This window comes from Pelagibius litoralis (genome assembly GCF_011683915.1).
In the GTDB taxonomy this organism is placed as follows: Bacteria; Pseudomonadota; Alphaproteobacteria; order Kiloniellales; family Kiloniellaceae; genus Pelagibius; species Pelagibius litoralis.
Genome location: NZ_JAAQPH010000015.1, coordinates 70,460 through 96,018, shown reverse-complemented (window position 1 = coordinate 96,018; position 25,559 = coordinate 70,460). Strand labels below are relative to the sequence as shown.

The 25,559-nt window shown below is 63.4% G+C and carries 25 protein-coding genes; 12 read left to right on the top strand and 13 right to left on the bottom strand.

The features are described 5' to 3' along the window. Positions 1–39: 39 nt before the first annotated feature. Positions 40–456, bottom strand: a complete 417-nt coding sequence (locus tag HBA54_RS18810; RefSeq protein ID WP_167227475.1) for a RidA family protein — start codon at positions 454–456, stop codon at positions 40–42. A gap of 52 nt (positions 457–508) precedes the next feature. After that, a complete protein-coding gene (locus tag HBA54_RS18805) occupies positions 509–1,114 on the bottom strand; it encodes a CDP-alcohol phosphatidyltransferase family protein (RefSeq protein ID WP_167227473.1) in 606 nt (201 codons plus the stop codon). 237 nt (positions 1,115–1,351) lie between these two features. Between HBA54_RS18805 and HBA54_RS18800 the strand changes: the two genes are divergently transcribed. Next, on the top strand, positions 1,352–2,368 hold the full coding sequence (locus HBA54_RS18800) for a Gfo/Idh/MocA family protein (RefSeq protein WP_167227471.1): 1,017 nt from the start codon (positions 1,352–1,354) through the stop codon (positions 2,366–2,368). A 10-nt stretch (positions 2,369–2,378) separates the two neighbouring features. Next, positions 2,379–3,548: a DegT/DnrJ/EryC1/StrS family aminotransferase gene (locus tag HBA54_RS18795; protein ID WP_167227469.1), complete on the top strand. Its 1,170-nt coding sequence runs from the start codon at positions 2,379–2,381 to the stop codon at positions 3,546–3,548. 133 nt (positions 3,549–3,681) lie between these two features. On the opposite strand, the gene HBA54_RS18790 is transcribed toward HBA54_RS18795, so the two are convergent. From HBA54_RS18790 to HBA54_RS18780, 3 genes are read right to left on the bottom strand one after another with little or no spacing between them, the layout of a single operon-like run. Continuing rightward, the gene (locus HBA54_RS18790) at positions 3,682–4,644 is read right to left on the bottom strand and encodes a M14 family metallopeptidase (RefSeq protein ID WP_167227467.1); all 963 of its coding nucleotides are present in this window, start codon (positions 4,642–4,644) and stop codon (positions 3,682–3,684) included. An 11-nt stretch (positions 4,645–4,655) separates the two neighbouring features. After that, entirely contained in the window at positions 4,656–6,203 is a 1,548-nt protein-coding gene (locus HBA54_RS18785; RefSeq protein ID WP_167227465.1) for a M81 family metallopeptidase, read from the bottom strand. A gap of 10 nt (positions 6,204–6,213) precedes the next feature. Continuing rightward, positions 6,214–7,161 (bottom strand): LysR substrate-binding domain-containing protein, encoded by a 948-nt coding sequence (locus HBA54_RS18780; RefSeq protein WP_167227463.1) that lies wholly within the window; start codon positions 7,159–7,161, stop codon positions 6,214–6,216. Positions 7,162–7,468: 307 nt separating this feature from the next. On the opposite strand from HBA54_RS18780, the gene HBA54_RS18775 reads away from it, so the two are divergent. The 9 genes from HBA54_RS18775 to HBA54_RS18735 all read left to right on the top strand — a co-directional run bounded on the left by HBA54_RS18775 (position 7,469) and on the right by HBA54_RS18735 (position 16,788). Continuing rightward, complete coding sequence (locus HBA54_RS18775) at positions 7,469–9,073, top strand: ABC transporter substrate-binding protein (protein ID WP_167227461.1); 1,605 nt, start codon at positions 7,469–7,471, stop codon at positions 9,071–9,073. 125 nt (positions 9,074–9,198) lie between these two features. Next, positions 9,199–10,179: an ABC transporter permease gene (locus tag HBA54_RS18770; protein ID WP_167227459.1), complete on the top strand. Its 981-nt coding sequence runs from the start codon at positions 9,199–9,201 to the stop codon at positions 10,177–10,179. Continuing rightward, the gene (locus tag HBA54_RS18765; RefSeq protein ID WP_167227457.1) at positions 10,176–11,117 is read left to right on the top strand and encodes an ABC transporter permease; all 942 of its coding nucleotides are present in this window, start codon (positions 10,176–10,178) and stop codon (positions 11,115–11,117) included. The genes HBA54_RS18770 and HBA54_RS18765 overlap by 4 nt, the downstream gene beginning before the upstream one ends. Further along, positions 11,114–12,118: an ABC transporter ATP-binding protein gene (locus HBA54_RS18760; protein WP_167227455.1), complete on the top strand. Its 1,005-nt coding sequence runs from the start codon at positions 11,114–11,116 to the stop codon at positions 12,116–12,118. Before HBA54_RS18765 ends, HBA54_RS18760 begins: the two co-directional genes overlap by 4 nt. Beyond that, positions 12,115–13,134, top strand: a complete 1,020-nt coding sequence (locus HBA54_RS18755) for an ABC transporter ATP-binding protein (protein ID WP_167227453.1) — start codon at positions 12,115–12,117, stop codon at positions 13,132–13,134. Before HBA54_RS18760 ends, HBA54_RS18755 begins: the two co-directional genes overlap by 4 nt. Continuing rightward, positions 13,124–14,011, top strand: coding sequence for an N-formylglutamate amidohydrolase (locus tag HBA54_RS18750; protein WP_167227451.1), 888 nt, complete (start codon positions 13,124–13,126; stop codon positions 14,009–14,011). Before HBA54_RS18755 ends, HBA54_RS18750 begins: the two co-directional genes overlap by 11 nt. 99 nt (positions 14,012–14,110) lie before the next feature. After that, entirely contained in the window at positions 14,111–14,965 is an 855-nt protein-coding gene (locus HBA54_RS18745) for a transketolase (protein WP_167227449.1), read from the top strand. Continuing rightward, complete coding sequence (locus HBA54_RS18740) at positions 14,962–16,026, top strand: transketolase family protein (protein ID WP_167227447.1); 1,065 nt, start codon at positions 14,962–14,964, stop codon at positions 16,024–16,026. The genes HBA54_RS18745 and HBA54_RS18740 overlap by 4 nt, the downstream gene beginning before the upstream one ends. A gap of 12 nt (positions 16,027–16,038) precedes the next feature. After that, positions 16,039–16,788, top strand: coding sequence for an SDR family NAD(P)-dependent oxidoreductase (locus HBA54_RS18735; protein ID WP_167227444.1), 750 nt, complete (start codon positions 16,039–16,041; stop codon positions 16,786–16,788). A 7-nt stretch (positions 16,789–16,795) separates the two neighbouring features. Here HBA54_RS18735 and HBA54_RS18730 read toward each other — a convergent pair whose 3' ends face one another. Further along, positions 16,796–17,284: a YtoQ family protein gene (locus HBA54_RS18730; protein WP_167227442.1), complete on the bottom strand. Its 489-nt coding sequence runs from the start codon at positions 17,282–17,284 to the stop codon at positions 16,796–16,798. 165 nt (positions 17,285–17,449) lie between these two features. On the opposite strand from HBA54_RS18730, the gene HBA54_RS18725 reads away from it, so the two are divergent. Further along, entirely contained in the window at positions 17,450–17,662 is a 213-nt protein-coding gene (locus HBA54_RS18725; protein WP_167227440.1) for a hypothetical protein, read from the top strand. Positions 17,663–17,665: 3 nt separating this feature from the next. Here the strand turns inward: HBA54_RS18725 and HBA54_RS18720 are convergent, their stop codons facing one another. The 7 genes from HBA54_RS18720 to HBA54_RS18690 form a co-directional block, all read right to left on the bottom strand. Further along, positions 17,666–19,021 (bottom strand): S1C family serine protease, encoded by a 1,356-nt coding sequence (locus HBA54_RS18720; protein ID WP_167227438.1) that lies wholly within the window; start codon positions 19,019–19,021, stop codon positions 17,666–17,668. A 119-nt stretch (positions 19,022–19,140) separates the two neighbouring features. Then, positions 19,141–19,785, bottom strand: a complete 645-nt coding sequence (locus tag HBA54_RS18715; protein ID WP_167227436.1) for an aspartate/glutamate racemase family protein — start codon at positions 19,783–19,785, stop codon at positions 19,141–19,143. Between the two features lie 7 nt (positions 19,786–19,792). Next, on the bottom strand, positions 19,793–20,266 hold the full coding sequence (locus tag HBA54_RS18710; RefSeq protein WP_167227435.1) for a hypothetical protein: 474 nt from the start codon (positions 20,264–20,266) through the stop codon (positions 19,793–19,795). Between the two features lie 45 nt (positions 20,267–20,311). After that, positions 20,312–21,769 carry a dihydropyrimidinase gene (hydA, locus tag HBA54_RS18705; RefSeq protein WP_167227432.1) on the bottom strand — a complete coding sequence of 486 codons (1,458 nt, stop codon included), beginning with the start codon at positions 21,767–21,769 and terminating at the stop codon, positions 20,312–20,314. A 234-nt stretch (positions 21,770–22,003) separates the two neighbouring features. Beyond that, positions 22,004–23,317: an O-acetylhomoserine aminocarboxypropyltransferase/cysteine synthase family protein gene (locus tag HBA54_RS18700; protein ID WP_167227430.1), complete on the bottom strand. Its 1,314-nt coding sequence runs from the start codon at positions 23,315–23,317 to the stop codon at positions 22,004–22,006. A gap of 60 nt (positions 23,318–23,377) precedes the next feature. Further along, positions 23,378–24,298 (bottom strand): alpha/beta fold hydrolase, encoded by a 921-nt coding sequence (locus HBA54_RS18695; protein ID WP_167227428.1) that lies wholly within the window; start codon positions 24,296–24,298, stop codon positions 23,378–23,380. 3 nt (positions 24,299–24,301) lie between these two features. Continuing rightward, entirely contained in the window at positions 24,302–25,279 is a 978-nt protein-coding gene (locus tag HBA54_RS18690) for a homocysteine S-methyltransferase family protein (protein WP_167227426.1), read from the bottom strand. Positions 25,280–25,559: the final 280 nt, after the last annotated feature.

Sequence of the window (25,559 nt, the reverse complement as noted above, 5' to 3'; positions counted from 1 at the left end):
CTCCGCCGGCGTCACCTGAAACCCCGGCCCGACAGGCCGCTACAGGCCTGCCGCTGAGAAGCGGTCTCGGGGGATTACGGCAATTGCCGTAATCTCGACCAAGAGGTCGCGTTCATAGAGCCGCGCGACCTCGACGGTGGTGGTCACCGGAAAGGGCTCCGCGAAGAACTGCTTGCGCACCGCACCGGCGGCCATGAAGGCTTCGATGTCGGTCACGTACTGGGTGAGCGAGACGATGTCCGCCATGGTGCCGCCGACATGGCCGAGCACGGCCTGGATGTTCTCCAGAACCTGACGCACCTGGGCCGGCATGTCGCCCTTGCCCACGATCTTGCCGCCGGGGTCGAGCGAAACCTGCCCCTTCAGATAGACGACCTGCCCTTCGCCCTGCACCACACCCATGGAGAAGGCCCCGAAGGGCGCCCAGACGCCGGGCGGGTTGAAGCTCTTGATCATCCGCACATTTCCTTTGATAGCTAAGAACGATGAAAGACCGGCGCGGCGACAATCAATTCCTGAAAGTCTGCACCGCCGAATAGATGCGCACCGCCGTGGTCAGCCAGCAGAGACCGCCGAAGATCCAGGCAAGCCAGGCGAAGAACTGCGGGAACAGGCAAATGGCGACAAAGAGCGCGATGGTCTCCGTCCCTTCGGTCAGGCCGCCGAGGTAGTAGATCGATTTTTTCCCGCGCGCCGCCGTGGTGATACCCAACTTGGCGGCTAGGGCGGCAAAGGCCAGGAAGCTGGCCCCGGTGCCGATGAAGGAGAAGATCAGGAAGGCCGCCGGCAGAGCCTGGTCCGGCTGGCCGACGGCGAAGAAGAAGACCACCCCGGCATAGAACAGGAAGTCGAGCACGATATCGAGATAACCGCCGAGATCGGTGATGCGGCCATGGCGCGCCACCGCCCCGTCCAGGCCGTCGGCCAGGCGGTTCAGCAGGATCAGCGCCAGGGCCCACCAGTAACTCTGCAGGGCCAGCATCGCCCAGGCGCCGCAGCCGACCAGGAAACCGGTGACCGTGACCCCGTTGGCGGTAATCCCCAGACGCGCGCAGCCCCGGCCGATCCGGTCGAGCGGCGGGTCGATGATCTGGCGAAGGCGCGCATCCAACATGCCTTTCCATAGCCGCTCAGACCCTTCGGGGCCAGTCCGGCGATACCCAACGGCAAGACCGACCGATGGTCGGCCCCCGACTATCCTTGCCCGGATACGGTTATTTGACCCACAATCCGCCATAGACAAACACCGCCGAAGCGCCAATATAAAGCACTGTTAGATTGCAAGCGTGGCGACAGGGGGACCCACTTTAGCGCTTGTGCAGGATGCAAAGCCGCGCACGGAGGTCCCCTGATGCTTGGCAAACTGCCGATGGCCGTCATTGGTACGGGCCACTTCGGCCTCTACCATGCCAAAAAGATTGCCGCCTCCGATTCTGCGGAGCTGGTCGGTATCGCCGATATCAACCCGGAACGTGCCGCCGAAGTCGGCTCTGCGCTCGGTGTTCCGGCGGTCAGCGATCATCGAGAGCTCCTGGGGTGTGTGAAAGCCGCCAGCATCACGGTGCCGACCCAGGCGCATTTCGGCATCGCCCGCGACTGTTTGACTGCGGGCATTCATGTGCTCGTGGAAAAACCGATATCCGACAGCCTCGCGACGGCGGATGCCCTCATCGCCCTCGCCAGAACCAAGCACCTGGTACTCCAGGTCGGTCATCTGGTGCGCTTTTCCGGCGTCGCGCAGGCGCTGCAGCGTCATGTCAGCCGGCCGCTCTACATCGACTCGGTCCGCATCACCCCGTTCAGCGGCCGCAGCACCGATGTGAATGTGGTTCTCGACCTGATGATCCACGATATCGACCTCGTGCTCTCACTGGTCGATTCACCGATCCTTTCCATTGACGCCGCCGGGGCGCCGGTATTCACCGACCACGAGGACATCTGCTCTGCGCGGGTCAAATTCGCCAACGGCTGCCTGGCGAACATCACCGCCAGCCGCATCAGCTTCAAGACCGAACGGCGTATGCGCATCTTTCAGCCAAGCAGCTACCTGAGCGTGAATTTCGACACCCAGACAATGATCATCGCCCGTAAGACTGATGGAGAAGGCGGCACGGCCGCGGCGGATATCGCCGAAGTGAGTTATGAAGAGGTCGATGCGCTGGAGCGGGAGATCGAGGACTTCATCGCCTGCGTGCGTGAAGGTCGCCGCCCCCTGGTTAGCGGCGAAGAGGGTCGCCGCGCCCTGGAGGCGGCCCTGATTGCGACCCGAGAGCTGCAGGCCCATGCCGAGTTCGTTATGGCAGCCAACCGCGATCCGGATCTGAAACATCCTCTGAATCACAACCTGAAACGCCGGTTCGGCGGCTAGAGCTTGTTCGATGGTGGCAGCAGCGAAGCAATCGGCTTCCCCGCCGATACCCCTGGTCGATCTCCAGAAGCAGCGCGCCGCGCTAGGCAACCGGATCCGGGCAGGTATGGAGGCGGTGATGGCGCGGGGCGATTTTATCCTCGGCGCCCCGGTAACCGAGCTTGAGGCCAAGCTTACGGATTTTTCCGGTGCCGGCGCCGCGATCACCGTCGCCAACGGCACCGACGCCTTGCAACTTGCCTTGATGGCGATGGGCGTCGGGCGCGGCGATGCGGTTTTCGTACCGGCCTTCACCTTCGCCGCCACGGCAGGCGCGGTCGTGATGAGCGGAGCCACACCGGTTTTCGTCGATATCGACGACGACCGACTGACCATGGATCCAGTACAGCTGGAAGAGCAAATTGCCGGTGTGAGAAAAGCCGGCGGCCTCAGGCCGCGCGCGATCATTCCGGTCGACCTCTTCGGCCGACCCGCCGACTATCCGACGATCCTTGGTTTGGCGAAGGCCGAGGGTCTGTTGGTCCTGGCCGACGCGGCCCAGAGTTTCGGTGCCACACAGGCGACCCCGCAGGGCGCCACCAAAACTCTGGGCCGCGTGGGAACGCTGGCGCCCGCAACAACCATCAGCTTCTATCCCTCAAAACCTCTGGGCTGCTTCGGTGACGGCGGCGCCATCCTGACCGGAGACCTGGCGATAGCCGAGGCCTGCCGTCGACTGCGAGGCCATGGCTTCGACCACACCGGCGAAGCCAGGCAGGTTGGGTTGAACAGCCGCCTGGACAGCCTTCAGGCTGCTGTCCTGCTTGCCAAGATGGAAGCCTTCGAAGACGAATTGCGGGCGCGGAGACAGGCGGCAAGATGGTACGACACGCGGCTCTCGGCCAAGCTACGAACCCCGCTGCTGGAAACCGAAGACCATTCGGCCTGGGCGGTCTACGCCATACGCTCACCACTGCGCGATATCCTGCAACAAGCGCTAACGGAGGCCGGCATCGCCTGTGCTGTCTATTATCGAAAGCCGCTGCATCTGCATGCCGCCTACGCAGGCTTCGGCGCGGGTTCCGGCTCACTGCCGACTTCTGAAAAAGTCGCCGAAGAAGTCCTCGCCCTGCCCATGCACGGCTATCTGGACGAAGCAACTGTGGCGCGGGTCTGCGACACGTTGTTGGCGACCCTCTAGATCGGATCATGTTTTGACGGAACCACTTCGTGGTTTCGACAAAACATGTGAATCCGATCGACATCAAACAGTTAGAGCAGATTCACCGGATTGATGGGTCGCTTTCAGCGATTCCGTCCAACCCGGATCTGCTCTAGCCGGCTTCCAGGTAGCGGCCGAGCCTGACAGCAGAGGCGCCGGGATTGAGGCGCCGCGACGGCATGATCAGCACGCAGCCGTCGTAGGGTGTGGTCACCGCCTTGCCGCCGTCATAGGCGATGACGCTGCCGGCCTTCGGGATCACTTCGAGGCCGCGGTAGTCTTCGGCGAAACGGAAGTCCTCGCTCTCGATGGTGACCGGGCCGGTCACTTCGATGAAGCGCTGCTGCGGCAGTGCGACGCCAGCCAGTTCCTCTGCCGCCCAGTCCGCTGCGATCACGCCCTTGGCCAGCAAAAACCGCAAAGCGGTGTGGATCGCCAGCGGCCCGGCCGCGGCTTCCCAGTGCTGGCCGCATTCCATCAGTACGGCATTCTTGGGGCTGTCGGGATCGGAAAAGCCTTCGTAGTCGCGCAACCGCTTGCCGGCGGCATGGCCGCCGTCGGTCACCACCAATTCCGGCAGGCCGACTTCGCGGGCCAGCGCCCGCCCCTTGGGCAGGGGACCGGCCATCATCAGCGGCGGCGTCTTGTGCTGCATGGAATGAACATCCAGCAGGACGTCGACACCATCCATATAGGGCCGTACCGTCCGGGCGCGGCGCAGTTCGACGGAATCGCGGGCCGGGTCGTCGAGCGTCCGGGCGGACCAAAGCCTGTTGAAATCCTCATCGACGAAACGCGAGGCTGAGGGATCGGCCGGATCGAAGCTGTGATAGGCCTCAATATTCATGAAACCCAGGGAAAGCGAGCCCTTCAGCGGCTGCACCCCCTTGCGGAACAGCCAGTCCAGCGCGATGGCACCGCAGACCTCGTTGCCGTGGACCACCGCGGTGATCATCACATGAGGGCCCGCTTCGGCCGCGTCGAAACGGGTGATGTAGTCGATGCCCGTGTTTCCCGCCTTGTAAGGCGTGATGTCGGGTTGGTCGAGTTCGATGGGGTAGCTGTCGTCGGTCATCAATCGTCTCCCTACTGAGCCTGTTTTTCTTGAGTTCTGGTTTCTGCCCGCGATCGGCTCTTCTGCGCCGCGCGGTCGAGAGGAAAGAGGCCGGCCGGTGCATGACGGTAGGGCAACCGGGCAAGATCGGCCGTGCCCCAGTCCGGCGTATCGACGATCACAATGGCCACCGCCAGAGGTTCGAAGACGGCACGGAAATGCGTCTTGGAGCGCAGCAACAGAATGTCCTGCGCCGTGAAGTCGACGCCGAACTGTTCCAGCGCGTCGAGATCGATGGCCGTGGTCGAATTCGAGATCACGCTGACGGTTACGTCGCCGATGCGCAGCAGGGCGGCGGGCCCGAGGTTTATGCGGCGCCCCCTGCGCATCGGGCCGCTGCCGGTGAAAACCTTTTGCCCGGCCCAGAGTACCTCGGCTTCAACGGCGATGGAACCGCCGGCGCGCTCCGATGACCTGCCGCCGAGAGCCAGGTTGAGCCTGGCGCCGGCCCCGGCCGCCACTGCAGCGGCGGCGGAGTCCGGGTCCCAGAGGTAGGGACAATGGACCGCCATACCGGACGGACCGTCGATCAGGGAACGCAGACACCAGGTGGAATCGTTCAGCCGGTCGGCGTGTTCGAGCACCACCACCGGCCGGTCGCTCCGCACGGCAATTCGCCGGGCCTCGACCAGGCCGTCCTCAAGGCCCAACACCAGTTCATCGTGCAACAGCGCATCCCGGCTTTGCCAGGTCAGTTCGGCCAGCCTTGCCGCTTCCTGAGCCGCCAAAGCCTGATCTCCATCGGCAACCACCGCGACGGAGAAACCGATGTCCGGCGTGTCGGCATAGGCAAAGCCGCAGAAGACCGAGGCGTCGATCACCCCCGGCACCCGCTGCGGCAGCGACAGGGATTCGGCAACAATATCCGACAGCGGCGCGAGCGCCGTGGCCGTGAAGATGCTGGGCAGCATCATCGGCACCTTGACCATAGCCAACTGCGGGTCCTCTTCGCCCTTCAGTCTGGCCATCAGGCAGCGCGCCGCCCGTTTGCCGGTTTCCGCCATGTCGATATGGGGTGAGAAATGAAATCCGAAGAGTGCGTCGCAAAGCTCCGCCGTGCGCGGCGAAAGGTTGGCGTGAAGATCGAAGGCGACCATGATTGGCAGAGAGGGGCCGAGCAGAGCTCTGACGGATTGCAGCAGGTCGCCCTCCGGGTCCGTGCGGGCGGGCGTCGTCATGGCGCCATGCAGGAAGAGCAAGACCCCGTCCAGAGGCTCAGCCGCGCTCAACCCCCGCAAGATCTCATCGCCGAACTCTTCGAAGGCCGCATCGCTGGCCGGGCCGGCGGCGGAACAGTCGCTGTAGACCAGGGGAACCGCTTCGGCACCCGCCTCGGCCAAGAGCGCCAGGAAGCCGCCCGCCACCGTGGCGGTGCCGCCCAGCGCTTCGATCAGATCGGCGCCCCGCCGGGCCTCGCGTTCAAAGGCTTCGACCCCGGTTTCTTGGGGCAGGAAGGAAACCGATTCCAAGGCGAAGCCACCAACCGCAACGCGGAACGTTTTTGTGGTTTCCTGCAGCATCGTCGAACCCTCACTCGCCCAGATAGAGATCGGGCTTGGTCCTGGCCAGATGAACCCGGACTGCGGCGATCAGCTGGCGGGCCGCGCGGGAAAAGCCGCGATCCGCCAGATGCAGGACGCCATAGCGATTGATCAGGCGCGGGCTCAGCGGCCGCGCCACCAGATGGCCGGGCCCGGCGCCGCCCCAGGTCAACGCATTCAGGATCGCAACCCCCTGCCCCATGCGCACCAGATCGCAGATCGTCCCGGACAGGTTGGTTTCCGCACGCAGGCGCATCGGCACCCCGGCCCGGCGGAACATCTGCTCGACGCGGTGGCGCGAGGAATAGCGGCGGGTCATGGTGATCAGCGGCACATCGGCCAGATCCTCGGCGCCGATCGCCCGCTTGGCCGCCAGCGGATGGTCCGGCGGCAGCACCACTACACTGTGGGTTTCAATCAGCGGGACGGTATCGACACCGGGGTGGGTATCCAGCAAAGACGCAAAGGCCAGTTCCACCTGATCGCGCAGCAGCCAGTCGATCATCATGTCGGTGAGGCCGCTTTCCAGGGTCAGCACCAAATGAGGCTGTGCCGCCAAGAAATCGCCGATCAGGCCGTGCAGCACGCCATCGTAGAGCATCGGCGTGACCCCGACGCGGAGCCGCCCAACACCGTGGCGGCGAACATCCTCGGCGGAGCGGCGCACCCGCTCAATACCATCCAGCGCGCGGCCCACCTCGACGGAGAGGCGATGGGCCTCGGGCGTCGGTGTCAGCTTGCCCTTTGCCCGGTGAAACAGCGGAACCCCCAGTTCACCCTCGAACTGTTTCAGCAGGCGGCTTACCGCCGGTTGTGAAACGCCGAGCTGCTTTGCGGCGGCAGTGACCGATCCGGCCTCCAACACCGCATGAAAAGCCTCCATCATGCGCGGGGTCGGATGGCCCTTACCATCGCCCGTTGTTTGCGAATCAAGCATGGCATCCATAACATGATGTTATGGATAAATCGGCTAAATCAACAGGCTTTCTCTCGCAGATCATCATGCATCCGATGCAGCCGATTTCACTTTGACAGTGACGATAGACACTCCCATTATACCTGACAAGGTTCCGCCGTCGAGCCAGGGCGCATCGCAGGATGCGGTTTGGCAGGGCAGGACGGAATCAGAATGAAGCACCGTGCGCCGCTTGGCAGTACGGATAACAGGAACAGGCACAACGCCGCCGTTTGACGTTCGATAGTTTTGACAGCGTCTGCGGCAACGTCTTTTGGGGAACGAACTCATGCGAAAGAGCACTTTCATGTGCGCGGTTTCGCTGGCGGCCGTCATGGCCTCGCCGGTCGCCGCACAGGAACTGAAAATCGGTCTGTCGTCGGAGCCTTCAGCACTGGATCCGCACTTCCACAATCTCGGACCCAACAACGCCATGCGACGGCACATGTACGACTCGATGGTCCTTCAGGACGAGTCGCAGCAATTGAAGCCGGGTCTGGCGACCTCCTGGAAGCCGACCGACGACACCACCTGGGAGTTCACACTGCGTCAGGGCGTTACTTTCCATGACGGCTCGCCCTTCACCGCCAGGGATGTCGTCTACACCGTCTGCCGCATCCCTGCAGTGGAAGACAGCCCCTCCTCCTTCACGGTCTACACCAAGGCCATTGCCGGCCTGGAGGTCAAAGACGACCACACCCTGATCGTAAAGACCGACAAGCCCTATCCGCTGCTGCCGGTCGAGGTATCGACCTGGGGCGTGCTTTCCGCCACTGCCAACGGGGTCGCCGGCGACATCACCTTCAGCCGCGACGGTTGCAGCGGCACCGGAGATTTCCCGAAGACCCAGGCCTTCAACGACGGCTCCAAGGCGAACGGCACCGGCCCCTTCAAGTTCAAGGAGTTCACCCGCGGCGAGAAGATCGTGCTGGAGCGCAACGAGAGCTACTGGGGCGACAAGCCGGCCTGGCAGACCGTCACCTTCCGCCCGATTACCAGCAACGGGCCGCGCGTCGCCGCCCTGCTGGCCGGTGACGTCGACATGATCGACAAGCCGCCGCTTCAGGACCTCGAGCGCATCAAGAGCGAAGGCTTCGAAGTGGCCCAGGGTCTGTCGAACCGCGTCATCTACCTGCACTTCGACCATGAGCAGGAGCCGACACCGGGCATCGACGGCACCGGTGGCAAGAACCCCTTCAAGGACATGCGCGTGCGTGAGGCCGTGTCCAAGGCGATCAACCGTGAAGCCATCGTGGCCCGCATCATGGGCGGCGTCGCCGTGCCGGCCGGCGAACTGCTGCCGCAGGGCATGTTCGGGTCCACGCCGGGCGCCGAGCATGACGGCTATGATCCGGACGGCGCCAAGAAGCTGCTGGCCGATGCCGGTTATGGCGATGGCTTCAAGCTGGTCCTGGGCTCGCCCAACGACCGCTATATCAACGATGCCCAGATCGCCCAGGCGGTGGCCCAGATGCTGGCCCGCGTCGGCATCACCACCGAAGTCGATGCCATGACCAAGAGCACCTTCTTCGCCCGCCGCAACAAGTACGAGTTCAGTCTCTACATGGCGGGCTGGGGCTCGGGCACCGGTGAAATGTCTTCGCCGCTGCGCGCGCTGGTCGCCACCCGCGACAAGGAAAAGGGTATGGGCGGCACCAACCGGGGCCGCTACTCGAACCCCGAGCTTGATGCGATGATCGAAAAGGCGCTGGCCACGGTTGACGACGACAAGCGAGAGGCAATCCTGCGTGAGGCGAGCCAGGTGGCGATGAAGAACTATGCCATCCTGCCGCTGCACTACGAGGTGACGCCCTGGGCCTACCGCAAGGGGCTCAGCTATACGCCGCGCACCGATCAGTACACCATCGCCACAGGCGTGACGCCGGCGAACTGACGGTCGCAGGAAACCGAACGGGGCGGGATCTCAGGGTCCCGCCCCTTCCGGATTGCTTTCACGAGAGCTGATCCAAGCCGGCGCCTGAAACAACCATCCGGCAGCGTCAGCACAGGGCTTCGCCGATGCTCGTCTATTTCCTTCGCCGTCTGGGCCAGAGCCTCCTTGTCATCGCCGCCATGGCGGTGCTGGTCTTCATCGGTGTCTATGCGATCGGCAGCCCGATCGACATGATGATCGCGCCCGACGCGGACCAGGCGGAGATGGAGGCGGCCATTGCCCGCCTCGGCCTGGACAAGCCGCTCTGGGAACAGTTCTTCATCTTCGTCTCCAACGCCCTGCAAGGCGATCTCGGCAACAGCTTCGTCTATGCCACGCCGGCCGCGGAGCTTATTCTCTCCAAGCTGCCGGCAACACTGGAGCTGGCTTTTCTCGCCCTTGTCTTTGCCGTTTTCCTGGGCGTGCCGCTGGGCATGATCGCCGGCCTGAAGCCCAATTCCATCGCCGGCAAGACCATCATGACCGGGTCGATCATGGGTTTCAGCCTGCCGAACTTCTGGCAGGGCATGATGCTGATCTTCGTCTTCTCGGTCATTCTCCGCGGCTTCCTGCCCTCAGGCGGCCGAGGAGAGACGGTGGACCTGCTGGGCATACCGGTCTCTTTCCTTACCGCCGACGGCCTCTCCCACATGCTGCTGCCGGCCATCAACCTGGCACTCTTCAAGACATCTCTGGTGATACGGCTGGCGCGCGCCGGGACCCGGGAAGCCGCGTTGCAGGACTACGTGAAATTCGCCCGCGCCAAGGGCCTGTCGGAGCGCCGCATCGTGCTCGTGCATATCGCCAAGAACATCATGATCCCCGTGGTCACCATCCTGGGCCTGGAACTGGGCAGCATGATCGCCTTTGCCGTCGTGACCGAGACCGTCTTCGCCTGGCCCGGCATGGGCAAGTTGCTGATCGACTCGATCCAGGCCCTCGACCGCCCCGTCGTCGTCGCCTACCTGATGCTGACGGTCTTCATGTTCATCGTCATCAACCTGGTAGTCGACATGCTCTATTGCCTGCTTGATCCCCGGGTGCGTCTTTCGGAGGCAAAGGCATGACCGAAGCCGCCAAGCCCACCGGCGTTCTGGCCGAAGTCGAGGTCTTGCGGCCCGGCCACTGGCGCGGCACACCGGCCGCCCGCTTCGCCGCCGAGTTCGCCCGCAGCCCCGTTGCCGTCGCCTCTCTGCTGCTGGTTCTGATCTTGGCGCTGCTGGCGACCTTCGCCAATTTCATCACGCCGCAGAACCCCTACGACCTGGTGCAGCTCGACATTATGGACGGCATGCTGCCCCCGGGCGGCACGACTTTCGACGGCAGCAAGACATTCTGGCTCGGCACCGACGAGCAGGGCCGCGACATGCTCTCCGCCATCATCTTCGGCCTGCGCATGAGCCTGGGGGTCGGCGCCATAAGCGTGGCGATCGCGCTCGGCATCGGCGTGTCGCTGGGTGTGCTCGCCGCCTACTTCGGCGGCAGGGTCGACACCGTCATCATGCGGATCGTCGACCTGCAGCTCTCCTTCCCGACGATCCTCATCGCACTGATCCTGCTGGCCGCCCTGGGCAAGGGCGTCGACAAGGTGATTATCGCTCTGGTCGCGATCCAGTGGGCCTACTACGCGCGCACGGTGCGCGGCACGGCCCTGGTGGAGCGGCGCAAGGAATATATCGAAGCCGCCACCTGCCTGGCCCTCTCTCACCGCCGTATCGTCTTCAACCACCTGCTGCCCAACTGCCTGCCGCCGCTGATCGTGGTGGCCACGGTGCAGGTCGCCAACGCCATCGCGCTTGAGGCGACCCTTAGCTTCCTGGGTGTCGGCGTGCCGATCACCGAACCTTCGTTGGGTCTGCTGATTGCCAACGGCTACGGCTACATGCTCTCCGGCAAGTACTGGGTCTCCTTCTTCCCCGGTATCGCCCTTTTGGTCACCATCATCGCCATCAATCTGGTCGGCGACCAGTTGCGCGATGTCCTGAACCCAAGGCTCAGGCGATGACCAGTGACGGCGGACAACCGACGCTTTCGGTAAGAGGGCTGAAGACCCACTTCTTCACCCGCGAGGGCGTGGTGAAGGCGGTCAACGGCATCAGTTTCGACGTGGCGCCGGGCGAGGTACTGGGGCTGGTCGGCGAGTCCGGCAGCGGCAAGTCGATCACCGGCTTTTCGGTCCTGGGGCTGGTCGATGCGCCCGGCCGCATCGTCGAGGGAGAGATCCTGTTCCAGGGCCGCGATCTGGTGAAGCTGCGCGAAGACGAACTGCGCAAGCTGCGCGGCTCCAAGATCGCGATGATCTTCCAGGACCCGATGATGACCCTGAACCCGGTGCTGCGCATCGATACGCAGATGGTCGAGGCGGTGCTGGCCCACCGCGATATTTCGCGGGAGCGGGCGCTGGAGATCTGCCGCGAAGCCCTGGTGAAGGTCGGCATCGCCGCGCCGGACGAACGTCTTGTTTCCTACCCGCATCAATTCTCCGGCGGCATGCGCCAGCGCGTCGCCATCGCCATCGCCTTTCTGAACGAACCCGATTTGATCATCGCCGACGAGCCGACGACAGCACTGGACGTCACCATCCAGGGCCAGATCCTCTATGAAGCGCAGAACCTCTGCCGCGACACCGGCACGGCGATGATCTGGATCACCCACGACCTGGCGGTGGTCGCCGGCCTGGCCGATCAGATATCGGTCATGTATGCCGGGCGGATTGTCGAGCAAGGCTCCGTAGAGCGGGTGCTGGACGCCCCGGCCCATCCCTACACTGCCGGCCTTATCGGCTCGGTCCCCGGGCGCAACCAGCGCGGCCAGCGGCTGTTCCAGATTCCCGGCATGACGCCCTCGCTGCTGAACCTGCCCGATGGCTGCGCCTTTCGCAGCCGCTGCCCGCAAGCCGACGGCACCTGCGATGTGGAACCGCCGGAAAACCGCACCCGAGACGGGCGGCTGGTGCGCTGTGTCAGGCCTCTGGTCGCGCAGCAAACCGACGGGACAGCGGCATGAGCGATGCGGCCCTCAAAACGGAAAAGGCGCCCATCCTCTCTGCCGACAGGGTGAGCAAACGCTTCGTCAAGCACCTCGACCTGGCAGGCAAGATCGCCCAGCGCCTTGGCTCCTCGATCCGCGAAGAAACCGTCCATGCCGTCGACGGCGTCAGCCTGACCATTGCTGAGGGCGAAGTGCTGGGCATGGTCGGCGAGTCCGGCTGCGGCAAGTCGACCTTCGGGCGCATGGTGGCCGGTATCCTGCCGCCGAGCGAGGGCAACCTCTATTTCGATGGCCAGCCGATCTGGCGGGACGGCAAAGCGGTTTCACGGGAGACGGCTTTGGCCGTGCAGATGATCTTCCAGGACCCCTTCGCCTCACTCGATCCGCGCATGCGCGTGCTGGATATCATCGGCGAAGCGCCGAAGGTGCACGGCATCGTCAGCGCCAAGGACATGGACGACTATGTCGCCGAGGTCATGCAGCGGGTCGGCCTTGAAGCGGACTTCCGGCGCCGCTACCCGCATCAATTCTCCGGCGGCCAGCGCCAGCGCATCGGCATCGCCCGCGCCCTGGCGGTGAAGCCGCGCTTCCTGGTCTGCGACGAGGCGATCGCCGCGCTGGACGTTTCCATACAGGCCCAGGTCATCAATCTCTTCATGGACCTGCGCCAGGACCTGGACCTCACCTACCTCTTCATCAGCCACGATCTCTCGGTGGTCGAGCACATCTCCGACAGGATCGTCATCATGTACCTCGGGCGTATCGTCGAGGTCTCCTCCACCGACGACCTGTTCGATCAACCCAACCACCCCTATACCCAGGCGCTGCTGTCAGAGGTGCCGCGCATCGATCTGCGCAAGCGCGCCTACACGCCGGTGAAGGGCGAAATCCCCTCTCCCCTTGACCCACCGACGGGCTGCCATTTCCACCCGCGCTGCCCCTTCGCCACAGCGCGCTGCGCTGCCGAACGCCCGGCACTGAAGGAAATCGGTCCTGGACGCTGGTCGGCCTGCCACCTCAATGACGGCTGACCTCGGCTTCGAAGAGACGCGCCAGCCATTCGACCTGGATGCCTTCGATTTTTTTGAGGGCGCAAAGCCGACGCCGCTGCTCATCGATTCGCCGCACTCCGGGCGCGTCTACCCCGGCGATTTTTCCACCGCGGTGCCCGGAACCGTTCTGCGCGGTGCCGAGGACTGGCAGGTCGACGTGCTTTTCGCCGATGCCCCGGCAGCCGGCGCCAGCCTGCTCACGGCCCGCTTTCCCCGCGCCTACATCGACCCCAACCGCCGCCTGGACGATGTCGACCCCGCCCTGCTTGACGGCCCCTGGCCGAAACCGCTCAACCCGGGACCCAAGACCGCGCTCGGCATCGGCCTGTTCCGCGCCAGGACCGGCGACGGCGAGCCATTGCTCGACGCCCCCCTTTCCGTTGCTGCCCTGCAGGCGCGGATCGAGCGCTGCTGGAAACCCTATCGCCGCGCCTTACAAGAAAAACTGGACCGGATCCATGTCCGCCATGGCGCCGTCTGGCATTTGAACGTCCATTCCATGAAGTCGGTCGGCACCGCCATTACCCCGGACGGCCCGGGTGCGCAGCGGCCCGACATGGTATTGGGCGACCTGGAGGGACAGAGCTGCGATCCGGCCTTCACCGCTTTCGTGGCCGAGCGCTTGCGTGGCTTCGGCTACAGCGTCGCCGTAAACGACCCTTACAAGGGCGCCGAGATCGTGAAAACGCATGGGCGTCCGTCGGAAAACCGCAACTCCCTGCAGATCGAGATGAAGCGCGCGCTCTATATGGATGAGGCGACCATCACCGCGACCGAAGGTTTCGAGCCTCTACGCGCCAACCTGCGCAATCTCGTTGCGGACCTGGTGCAGTGGGTCGGCAACCAGACCACTTGATTGAGCATTTTGCTCTTATCAGCCAATCCACTAAGCTCCTCTCAGTCTTGAGATAAAACCATCACCCCGGCAAACGGGGGCCTAGGGGAGGAAAAGGCGATGCCGAGCCGCGAGGTCCGCAACGTTTCCAAGGATGAGCTAAAGGAAAAGGGCCGCATGGTCCGGCGCGCGGTGCTGCGCATGACCGACATCTGCGGCTCCGGCCACTACGGTTCAGCCTATTCCATGACTGAGTTGGTGAATGTGCTCTACTACCAGCTCATGCACACCAGGCCCGACGACCCGGGCTGGGCCGACCGCGACCGTTTCACCATGGGCAAGGGTCATGCCGCCATCGGCCTGTTCCCGGTGCTGGCCGATCTCGGCTTCTTCCCGGAAGAAGAGCTGGAGGGCTACACCAAGCTCGGCTCGCCGCTCGGCGACCATCCGGTGATGAACAAGGTGAAGGGCGTCGATTTTTCCTCCGGCTCCATCGGTCACAACCTCTCGGTCTCCGTCGGCATGGCCTCGGCGCTGCGGCGGCGCGGATCGCCGGCCCGGGTCATCTGCATGATGGGCGACGGCGAGCAGAACGAGGGTCAGGTCTGGGAGGCGGCGCAAGCGGCGGCGCACTGGGGCCTCGACAACCTGGTCGGCATCGTCGACTTCAACGACGCCGGTTCCGACGGGTTTTCGCAGGAGACCATGCGTTCCGAACCGCTGAAGGAAAAGTGGGAAGCCTTCGGCTGGGAGGTGCTGGTGCTGGAAGACGGCCACGACCTGGACGCCTGCTTCTCTGCCCTGAACCACGCACTCAACGCGCCAAGCGGCAAGCCGACCCTGGTGCTGGCCTACACCATCGCCGGCAAGGGCGTTTCCTTCATGGAGGGCGGCTGGCAGTTCCACATCGGCTTCCTCGGCCCCAAGGACCTCGACAAGGCCTATGCCGAGGTCGCAGCGGGAGATATCGGATGAGCAGTCCCAGCACACCCTATATGACCGCGGAGCTGAAGGCCTCCGTCGATCTCAGCGATTCCCGGGTCACGCCGGAGATGGACGAAGCGACCTGGGACATGGCGGCTTCCCTCGCGCTGTCGCAGCAACTCACCACCGGCAAGGTCCTCATCGATCTGGCACGCAACGGCCGCGACGACATCGTGGTCTGCTCCGCCGACCTCACCCGGCCAACCCAGGTGCATGCTTTCGGGAAAGAGTTTCCCGGGCGGCTCTACAACTTCGGCATCGCCGAGCGCAACATGATCAGCGCCGCCGCCGGCATGGCAACGGTGGGCGACCTGCCCTTCATCTCCAACTATTCCTTCTTCCTGGCCCTGATGGGCATCGAGAACATCCGCAACGACCTCTGCTACCCCAATCTGAAAGTGCGGATGATCGGTACCCACTCCGGCATTGCCATGGGTTTCTACGGGACGTCGCATCACTGCAACGAGGACATCGGCGCCCTGCGCGCCCTCGCCAACCTCACCGTTATGGCGCCCTGCGACGGTAACGCCATCGAGGCAGCGATCCGGTCCACCCTGGACCATCCCGGCCCGATTTACTTCCGTTGCGGGCGCGGCCGCGAGGCGGTGGTCTACGACAACCCGCCGGACTGGCGCATCGGCGGGTCGAACACCCTGCGCGAAGGCCGCCACGCGACGGTAATGGCCATCGGCAACCTGGTGAAGGCTTCTCTGGATGCCTCAGAGATCCTTGCGCAGGAGGGCATTGAGCTGACGGTGATCGACGCCTATTCCATCGAACCCATCGACCGCGCCGCAGTGCGCAAGGCTGCCGCCGATCACGGCTTTGTCGTTTCTGCCGAAGAGCACAACGTGACCGCCGGCTTCGGCAGCGCGGTCGCCGACGTGATCGCCGAGGAAGGGCTGGGCTGCCGCCTCTTCAAGATCGGCATGCCCGACGAATACTCCGTCCTCGGTCCGCCAACCCATCTCTACGCCCACTACGGCCTGGACGGCGAGGGCGTTGCCAAGACGGTGCGTACGGCATTGAAAACCATGGACGCCAAAGCCTAAGGGGAACCCGGAATGCTGTTGAAGAACAAGACCGCCATCGTCACCGGTGCCGCCTCGGCCCGCGGTCTCGGCAAAGCCACCGCGAAGCTCTTTGCCGAACACGGTGCCCGGGTCGCAATCCTCGATCTTGATCAGGCTGCCAGCGAAACCGTTGCCGCAGAGCTGGGCAAAGGCCACATCGGCCTGGCCTGCAACGTCGTCGATCCCGCCGCCTGCAAGGCCGCGGCCGAACAGGTACTGAAAGTCTTCGGGCAGATCGACGTGCTGGTGAACAATGCCGGCATCACCCAGCCGCTGAAGCTGATGGAGATCAGCCAGGAGAACTATGACGCCGTCCTGGACGTCAGTCTGCGCGGCACCCTCAACATGACCCAGGCGGTTCTGCCGCAGATGCGCGCGCAGCGCAGCGGTTCCATCGTCAATATGTCGTCGGTTTCCGCCCAACGCGGCGGCGGCATTTTCGGCGGCCCCCACTACGCCGCTGCCAAGGCGGGCATCCTGGGGCTGACCAAGGCCACGGCGCGCGAAGCGGCCCCAGATAACGTGCGCGCCAACGCCCTCTGCCCCGGTTTCATCGACACCGACATTACCGCCGGCAAGCTGACACCCGAACAACGCGAGATGGTGCTGGACGGCATCCCCATGGGCCGGGCAGGACGGGCCGAGGACGTGGCGGGCTGCTGCCTCTTCCTCGCCTCCGATCTCTCGGCCTACGTCACCGGCTCAGAGGTCGACGTGAACGGCGGTTCGCTGATTCATTAAAACTGCTTTATTCGGCTGCCAGGCTACCGCTGCGGCCGGGCAGTGCGCCGCGAATTACATAGGCCAGGGTCTGCACCACCTGCTGCGGCGTCTCGCAGACCGCCAGCGCCGCCCCGTCGACCTCTTTCAAGGCATGGGTCAGGGCCGGGTCGTGCAGGGTGATCAAGGCCTTGCCCAGGGCCGCTGCGGTACCGGCGTCGAAAGCGGCGTTCCACTGCTTGTACTTGTCGCCGAAACGCACCACCACGACATCGGCCTCACCGATCAGCGTGCGGGTACGAATGGCATTCATGCGTGAGCCTTTCTGGTCGCGCCAGAACGGTTTGTCTTCCTCACCAAGAATCACCGCCGCGCAGTCGTCGCTGTCCTCATGTACGGTAATCGGCGCATCGAGGCGCACCGGCAAGCCAGCCTGAGCCACACCCTGGGCGATCTGTTCGCGCCAGTCGCTATGGATTTCGCCGGAGAGATAAACCTTCCAAAGCCGTTCGCTCATGTCGCCTGATCCTGGATTTCGGGTGTTGGGAGTGTTGAATGACGTTTTAGCACAGGACGCGCGTCCGGACAGCAGCGGATTTTCGTTATCCAGCCCGGCGGTGTAGCCTTTCCCCTCCAACGGGCATCGAAACCCTCAAAGCCCCGTTTCAACCGACAGTCTGAAATGCTCCACCTTGCCCCTGCCCTGATTCTTGCCCTGGCCCTGCCCCTGGCTTTCGTCCTGGGGTTCAGCGCCCATCGTGCCGGCATCTGCACGGTGAAGGCGGTGGCCGAGGTCTTCACCACCCGCAGCGCAGCGTTGGGGCCTCCCATCCCAATCCCTGGTTGGCTGGCACAGCTTCGACATGGTTGCGGCGACGTCTGCTGGCTGTCGTGACATCTATGCGCCCGATTCCAGTGCTATTCCCAAGGCGGACAAGGCATCGGTAATGGGAATAAAAAGACCCAGTCCCTCCGCGCCGGGCCCGGAATACTTCTGCGCCGAAAGCCCGATAATATCTCCCTTGGCATTAAACAGCGGCCCACCGCTGTTGCCCGGAGAAATGGCCACGTCGGCCTGGATAAAGCGCCTGCCGCTGGCCGGGTCGGTTCGCAACGCACTCACAATTCCACGGGTGACCGTGGACTCCAATGTCACCTTTATCGGGCTGCCGACTGCATAAACCTCGGTGGCGACTTCAGGCATTATCCGCTCCAAATACGGCGGCGTGGAAAATCTGATTCCGGTATCGATTACAGCGACATCGTGAAACTTGTCCTTCTCAACAACACGGCCTGTCAGTTCGACCCCCGAGGCCAGCCTGACTTGCACGGTATTGGCTTCGCCAACGACATGGGCGTTGGTCAGCACCAGCCCCGCGCTGCCGATGAAAAAACCTGACCCGTGCCCTTGTCCAACACGGATGGTCACGACAGCATCGCGCATGTTGTCGATCTCGAATCGGACTGGCCTTTCCCCGTTGGTGACGGCGTAAGCTCCAGACGACTTGTTGATTGCGACCTGGGTTATAGCGCGCCCACTCGCAAGCGCGCTTACGTCCGGCGCGGCCGCGAGCCTTGCGGCTGATTCGGCAAAGGCGCCATTCATCATCACGACAATTCCGTCGTCGACCGGCTTCTCTTGTCTATACCGGCCCGCATGCATCACCTTGTAGACTACATCCTGTGTCAGGGTGTTTAGGATCGACCATTCGACCTCGACATAGAAATCGCCACTGTATTCATAGAGGGGACGGCCATCCCACCAGTGGTGCTGGTGACAGAAATTTCCCTTTATCGCCTGCAGCCGCCCACCAACGACATACTCCGAAGACTTCACTGTCTGCGATTGACTGAACAGATCAGTGGGATCACCGGCAATGCTATAACCATGGGAGGTCATGATCTCATAGAAGATCGAACCCAACTCGGAACTCCAGTCGCCCAGATAGCGGCTACGACCACTTCCCCAGGTGACGACATCGTTGCCGCGGCTTGTGTAATTGCAAAGCGAGCCCTCAACATCCAGCCCACGCGATGGGAAGGCCCCTATGACCTCGCCTCGCTTGATGTTGGCAACGATCTTGGTCAACGCGAAAGTCGCTTCCGGCGTTAGGTTCAACCCCACTTCCGAAACGCTAGGCGCCTCGCCGATATCGGGCAGGTCCAAAGGCGCGGTGGAATTGCATCCCGAAACCAAGACCGCAAGGCCAAGCACACTAAAGGGCAAGCGAAGAGAGTTCAAAATCATGGACATTCCCCCGAGAATTCCTCAATGGCAGTCCAACATAGAATATCTACGCCGTCATTCTACTTTTTGTTTATTTTCGTGATGAGGAAGCGGTGGAAAGCGGGGACTGTACCGGCCCCGAGAGTCTAGCCCAGAGACGCCAAGGCTTCGGCGGCAGCAGCCTGGCAGGGTTCGACAACCGGCAGGCCGAGGGCTTCCGACAGGTCGATGCAATAGCCAGTCATTCCGGCGCAACCAAGCACCAGGACATCGGCCCGGTCTTCGTCCCGCAGCACCCTGCCGACCGCCAGCATCCGCGCGAAGCTGCGCTCCCGTTCCTGCAGTTCCAACACCCCGAGGTCGAGGGGCCGGCTCCCGATGAAGGACTGAGTCAAGCCAAGCTCGGCGATGTAGCGGCGGTGACGGTGGGTGGAAGCCTCCAGGATCGCCAGGATTCCGAAGCGCTTACCCTGTAAGAGAGCTCGGCGAAAAGCGCTCTCGCCGATACCAAAAACCGGGCGCTTGCTTGCAGCTCTTGCAGCCTTAAGACCCGGGTCGCTGAAACAGGCGATCACCGAAGCATCCGCAGCCTCGCGTTTCAACCGCCCCAACAGTGGCGGCACCACAGCGTCGATGTGCTCTTTGGTCTCGATGCCCGGCGGTCCTTCCGCCAGAGTGATACAGTCGATTACCGGTCCGTCCGGACGGCGCAGCGGTTCCACCGCTTCGCTGATGCCCCGGGTCACCGCCGCGGTCGAGTTTGGGTTCACGATGACGATGCGTCGGCTCATATCTGCACTACTCCCGTGGAACGACGCGAAGTTTTATCGGTCCGCTGCCTGCCACGTATTCGATGGCAAGCGCGGTGGAGTCATAACAGGCCTCGTTTTCACCGATGCCCGTCAATTGGAACTCGACCACCTTGCCGCGGCTGATCTTGTGCAAGTCGTAGTCGTCGCCACGCCTAAGGGCGATGGTGTAGAGACCATCGTTCGACGTCCAGGGTATATCTGCACCTGCAAGCTTTGGATCGTCCTGGACGGCGTAATAAGGCGGAACGAAACAAACACCTTGCCAATCGTCCTCCAGAAGCTCCGGCAGCAGCACGCGGGGTTGCGCCGCGGACAGGTTTTCGATCTGCCGCAGCCCGGGTTCCGCTGTGAAGTAGCGGCCCCGAAGATCAAAATGGTCGGGAAAAGAGGTCACCAGACCGTAGCCTGCTGCGAGCAGGATGAACACCATCAGCAGGCCGAAGATCCGTTTCTTTGACACGGTCAGGTTCCTTTATGAGATCCACCCCTGTTGTCCCACCAAACTTCACAGCAGTCCCGCACCGAAGTTGCGCGCCGGGTCCAGTTCCGGCTCCCGAAGGCCGTCCGCTACAATCTCCGGCTTGCGCTGCAGATAGCTGCCGGAGCCGCGTTCGACCTGCAACGCTTCATCCTCGACCACCACGCGCCCGCGGGAAATCACAAACCGCGGCCAACCGGTGATCGTCATGCCTTCGTATGGCGTGTAGCCGGCATTGTCGTGAAGCATGTCGTAGGTGACGGTTCTCTGCCATTTCGGGTCCCAGAGCGCCAGATCGGCATCGGCGCCGACGGCAAGGCTGCCCTTGCGCGGATGCAGTCCGTAGATCTTCGCCGGATTGGCCGCGGTAAGCGCAACGAACTCGTTCAGGGTCAACCGCCCCTTGCCGACGCCCTCGGAAAACAGCAGCGCCAGGCGCAGTTCCAGCCCCGGCACGCCGTTGGCGATCTGCTTGAAGGTGGCGCCGGCGCCGTGCTTCAGCTTGCCGGTCTCGTCCATGCGGTAGGGCGCATGATCGGAAGAGAAGACCTGGAAGGTATCGTTCTTCAGGCCGCGCCAGATCGCCTCCTGCCCCGCCGCGTCGCGCGGCGGCGGCGAACAGCAGAACTTCGCCCCTTCCATTCCGTCACGGTCGAGATCCTCGGCCGTGAGGAAAAGGTATTGAGGGCAGGTCTCGCCATAAATCTTGAGGCCCATGTTCCGCGCCGCGAGGATCGCCTCCGCCGCTTCCGGTGCCGAGACATGAACGATCAGCAGCTTGCTGTCGACCAGACGCGCCAGTTGGATCGCCCGGCTCGTGGCTTCGCTCTCGGCGATACGCGGATGGCTGACGGCATGATACTTCGGCGCGCCGTAGCCGCGATCCAGCAGCCGCTCGCTGATCCAACCGATAACGTCGTTGTTCTCCGCATGGATCATGGTGGTTGCGCCATAGTCCCGCGCCACGCAGAGCACATCGAGAATCTGCCGGTCGTCGATCTTCAATTGGTCGTAGGTCATGTAGACCTTGAAGGAGGTGTAGCCGTCCTGGATGAGGGCCGGCAGTTCCTGGCCCAGAATCTGGGCGGTCGGATCGGAGATGATCAGATGAAAGGCATAGTCGATCACCGCTTTGGGGCCGCAGCGTTCCTGGGCGTCCTTCACCACATCGCGCAACGACTGTCCGCGATGCTGGGCGGCAAAGGGCAGAAAGGTGGTGGTGCCGCCGAAGGCGGCGGAAACGCTGCCGGAGTAGAAATCATCCGCCGTCCAGATCCGCGTCGAGGACTCCTGTTCCACGTGGCAATGGGCATCCACCCCGCCGGGCAGAACGAACAAACCCTCAGCATCGATGACACGCACCGCCGTGCCGAGATTGGTCCCCAGAGCGGCGATACATCCATTCCGCACTCCGATATCGGCGGCGAAGGTCTCGCTGGCCGTGGCCAGGGTTCCGCCCCGAACGATCAGATCAAAGTCGCTCATGCGGCCCGGCCCAGCAAAAGCAGGCCGTTGCCAAGGTGACCCGCTGCCGCGACGACACAGACGCCCTTGGTTTCCTCTGAAATACGCATAGCCACCCTCTCCTGCGACCGAAGCCTTCGTTCGAACCCGCGCCAGGATTGAGGACCGGACGCCCAACGTCAAGGGCGGCAGAAAAAAGGGCGGTTCCCGCGCTGGGAACCGCCCCAAAAAGGCAAGAGAGGCTATCGAGATTGGCTAGGCTGCCTTGGCCTTACCCGCAACGGCTGCATTGAGGGCCTGGTCAAGGTCGGCCAGGATGTCGTCGATGTGCTCGATGCCGACGGAGAGGCGCAGGTAGCCCGGCGTGACCCCGGTGGCGAGCCGCTCTTCCGGCTTCAGCTGCTGGTGGGTGGTGCTGGCCGGGTGGATGGCCAGGGTGCGCGTGTCGCCGATGTTGGCGACGTGATAGATCATCTGCAGGGAATCGATGAAGCGGGCGCCGGTTTCCTCCGTGGCGTCCTTGATCTCGAAGCCGACCAGGCCGCCGCGGCCTTCGGTCAGGTATTTCTCGGTCCGTTCGCTCCGGTCGTCCGGTGTCATGCCGGGATAGATCACCTTCGCCACACGGCTGTCCCCGGACAGGTAGTCGGCGACCGCCTGGGCATTGCGGCAGTGTTCGCGCATGCGTAAGGAAAGCGTTTCCAGGCCCTGGATGAAGTTGAAGGTGTTGAAGGGGCTGAGCGCCGTGCCGAGATCCCGCAGCAGGGTGCAGCGCGCCTTGACGATATAGGCCACCGGCCCCAGTTCCTTCGTCGCCACGGTCCAGACCGCGCCGTGGTAGCTGGGGTCCGGCTGGTTCAGCATGGGAAAGCGTTCGGCGTGCTGTTCCCAGTCGAAGGTGCCGCCGTCGATGATCACACCGCCGATGGAGTTGCCGTGGCCGCCGATGTACTTGGTGGCCGAATGCACGATGATATGGGCGCCGTGGTCGAAGGGCCGGCAGATGACCGGCGAGGCGGTGTTGTCCATGATCAGCGGCAGGCCGATGTCCTCGGCGATGTCGGCGACCTCACGGATCGGAAAGACCTGGAGTTTCGGGTTCGGCAGGGTCTCGGCATAGAAAGCACGGGTGCGGGCGTCACTGGCGCGGCGGAAGTTTTCCGGATCTGCCGGGTCGACGAAGCGCACTTCGATACCCATGGTCTTCAGCGTATTTGCGAAGAGGTTCCAGGTGCCGCCGTAGAGGTCGGTCGAGGAAACGATGTTGTCCCCGGTCTCGGCGATGTTGAGGATCGAAAGAGTGGTCGCCGCCTGGCCGGAACTGACGGCCAGCGCCGCCGCCCCGCCTTCGACAGCGGCCATGCGCTGCTCGAAGATGTCGTTGGTCGGGTTCATCACCCGCGTATAGATGTTGCCCATCTCGGACAGCTCGAAGAGGCGTGCCGCATGGGCCGAATCCTCGAACTGATAGGAAGTGGTCTGATAGATCGGGACCGCCACCGCATTGGTGGTGGGGTCGGCGCGATAGCCGGCGTGCAGCGCCAGCGATTCAGGTTTCGTCGGGGTCATGATCGCATATCCTCTAATGAAAACATCTCAATTGAAAACAGGTAAAGAACGGAAATGAACTCAGGCAACCAGGGGGCTGGCCGGCGGCAGTGGAATCGGTCGGCGGCGACGGCCTTCCGCCACCTCGATGTGGTGCACGATTGCCGCATTGACGGTCGCGGAGTGGGTCAGCGGTGCCATATGACCAGCGGTAAAGATCTGCGTTCCCGTTGCCCTGCCGGTGACGTCCGTCAGCAGTTCGGTCAACCGCCGACTTACTTCAGGTGAACGCGCACCGAAGATGGTCTGCAGGGGCAGATCAAGGCCGGCGACATCCTTGATCGGCCAGGCCTCGGCGAGCACGGCCTCAAAGTTCCGAAGAACCGATTTGGCCTGCCGCGCCAGGGCCTGGCGCTTCGGCTGCGCCAACCTCTGCCAGGCATCCTTGCCGGACCAGAAGTCAACAAAAGCCTCCATGCCGTGTGCCGGCCAACCGGCAGCGACAGCACCCCGGACACGATCGCGCAGCCCCAAAATCTGCCGGTAAAGCGTCGTTTCCGTCTTTCCCGCGCGCCGGTTCCCGGCTGTGGAGAGCAAATGGAACAGGACCGGCTCGATCAGGGTCAAGCTGCTGATCCTCTGGGGGGCCAGCAAAGCAAGCTTCAGCGCAACGGCACCGCCATAGGAATGCCCGACGAGATGAAACGGCCCCGGCGGCAGGCCGGCATGCCGCAGCAGCCAGTCCGCCTCCCGCGCCAGATCCGCCGGCGCCATCAGCACCGAACTCTCCGCCGCCTCGCCGTAACCCGGCAGATCGGGGGTCAGAACCTCTCGCTCCCAGGCGAGATAATCGCCCAAGGCCTTCCACTGCCCGCCGGAGGAAGCCGAGCTGTGCAGCGCGAGAACCGGCAGACGCACGCTCCGCCGGCCCCGCTGAGCGCTTGCGCCTTCTTGTACCACCCGCCCCTGGCACAGAGGATTGTGGTTATCAAGAAGGATCATCGGTCAGGCCGCCTGCTCGCTTGAGCAGGCGTGGCAGATCGCCTCGATGTGGCGATGATCCGTACCGCAACAACCGCCAAGAACCGTCACTTGTGTCAGCAGGCCGCGCAGGCTGCGGTACTGCTGACCCAACTCGCTGGGATTACCGTCGTCCAGTTCCTCCGCCTCGTCCAGTTCTGCATGGCTGAGGCGCGAGGCATTGGCGCGCAGACCCTTGATCCGCTTCACCCAGGCTTCACCAGCTTTGACGCTGCTCTCAAAATGGGTGGGATGCGCACAGTTGATCATAAAGTAGGCGGGGCCGGCGTCGGTGGCGGTGTCGACCGCCTTAATGGCTTCACGCAGGCTTTGACCGGACGGCAGGCGTCCGTCGGTTTCCACGGTGAAGGAGATCGCAACCGGCATTCCCTCCGCCTTGGCCGCGCGGGTCAGACCGACTGCCTCATCGACATAGGTCATGGTGATCGCCGTCACCATGTCGGCTTCGCTCCCGGCGAAGGCGGCGATCTGTTTTCGGTGATAGGCTTCCGCTTCCATAGCGGTCATCATGTCACCCGGATCGTAACCGTCGCCGCGCGGGCCAACGCAGCCGCTGATCACCATGGGCGCTGCCGCAGTTTCCATCTCATCGCGCAGAGCCGCCAGGAAGGTGACCGAGTCCTTGTTAACCTGGGCGATTGCCGCCTCGGAGTATCCGAGCTTCGAACCCCAGTCGGCCGAGGCGCGCCAGGTCGGGCTTTCGAAAATGAAACCGACGCCGTTATCCCTGGCGATTCCGGCATGGCGCGTGAAGTAGCGCCGCAGCGCGTCGCGCCCTTCTCTCTTGTTCATCAGATCGAAGGCGGCGAAATAGGGCAGGTCGAGACCGTCGTGAAAAATCAGCGTGGTTTCGATACCGCCATCGGTGAGAAACAGGTTGCCATCCAGTTGCGGCAAGCTGGCGCGGTACTTGGCGCTGCGCGCCTCATTTACTTCGGCCATCGGGGCCTCCCAAACTATTGATGCAGGATCGAACCTGCGATGGGAGAGCAACCTAGGCCCTGTCTATTTCTCGATGATTTCGCGCTTTAGAAACAAAGGACATGAACGGCGGGCAGACTGAAACGCCGCAGAAACCGCTAACTCGTATACTTGATTCAAGAACTTGCTTCGAATTTCAGGCTTGCGGCACTGGCATTCAAAGGGCCGCTGCAATCGACCTGGCGGCTGTCGCAGTCCAGATCCGCCATGCCCCAATCGAAAAGTGTGAGTGCCTGCGGCT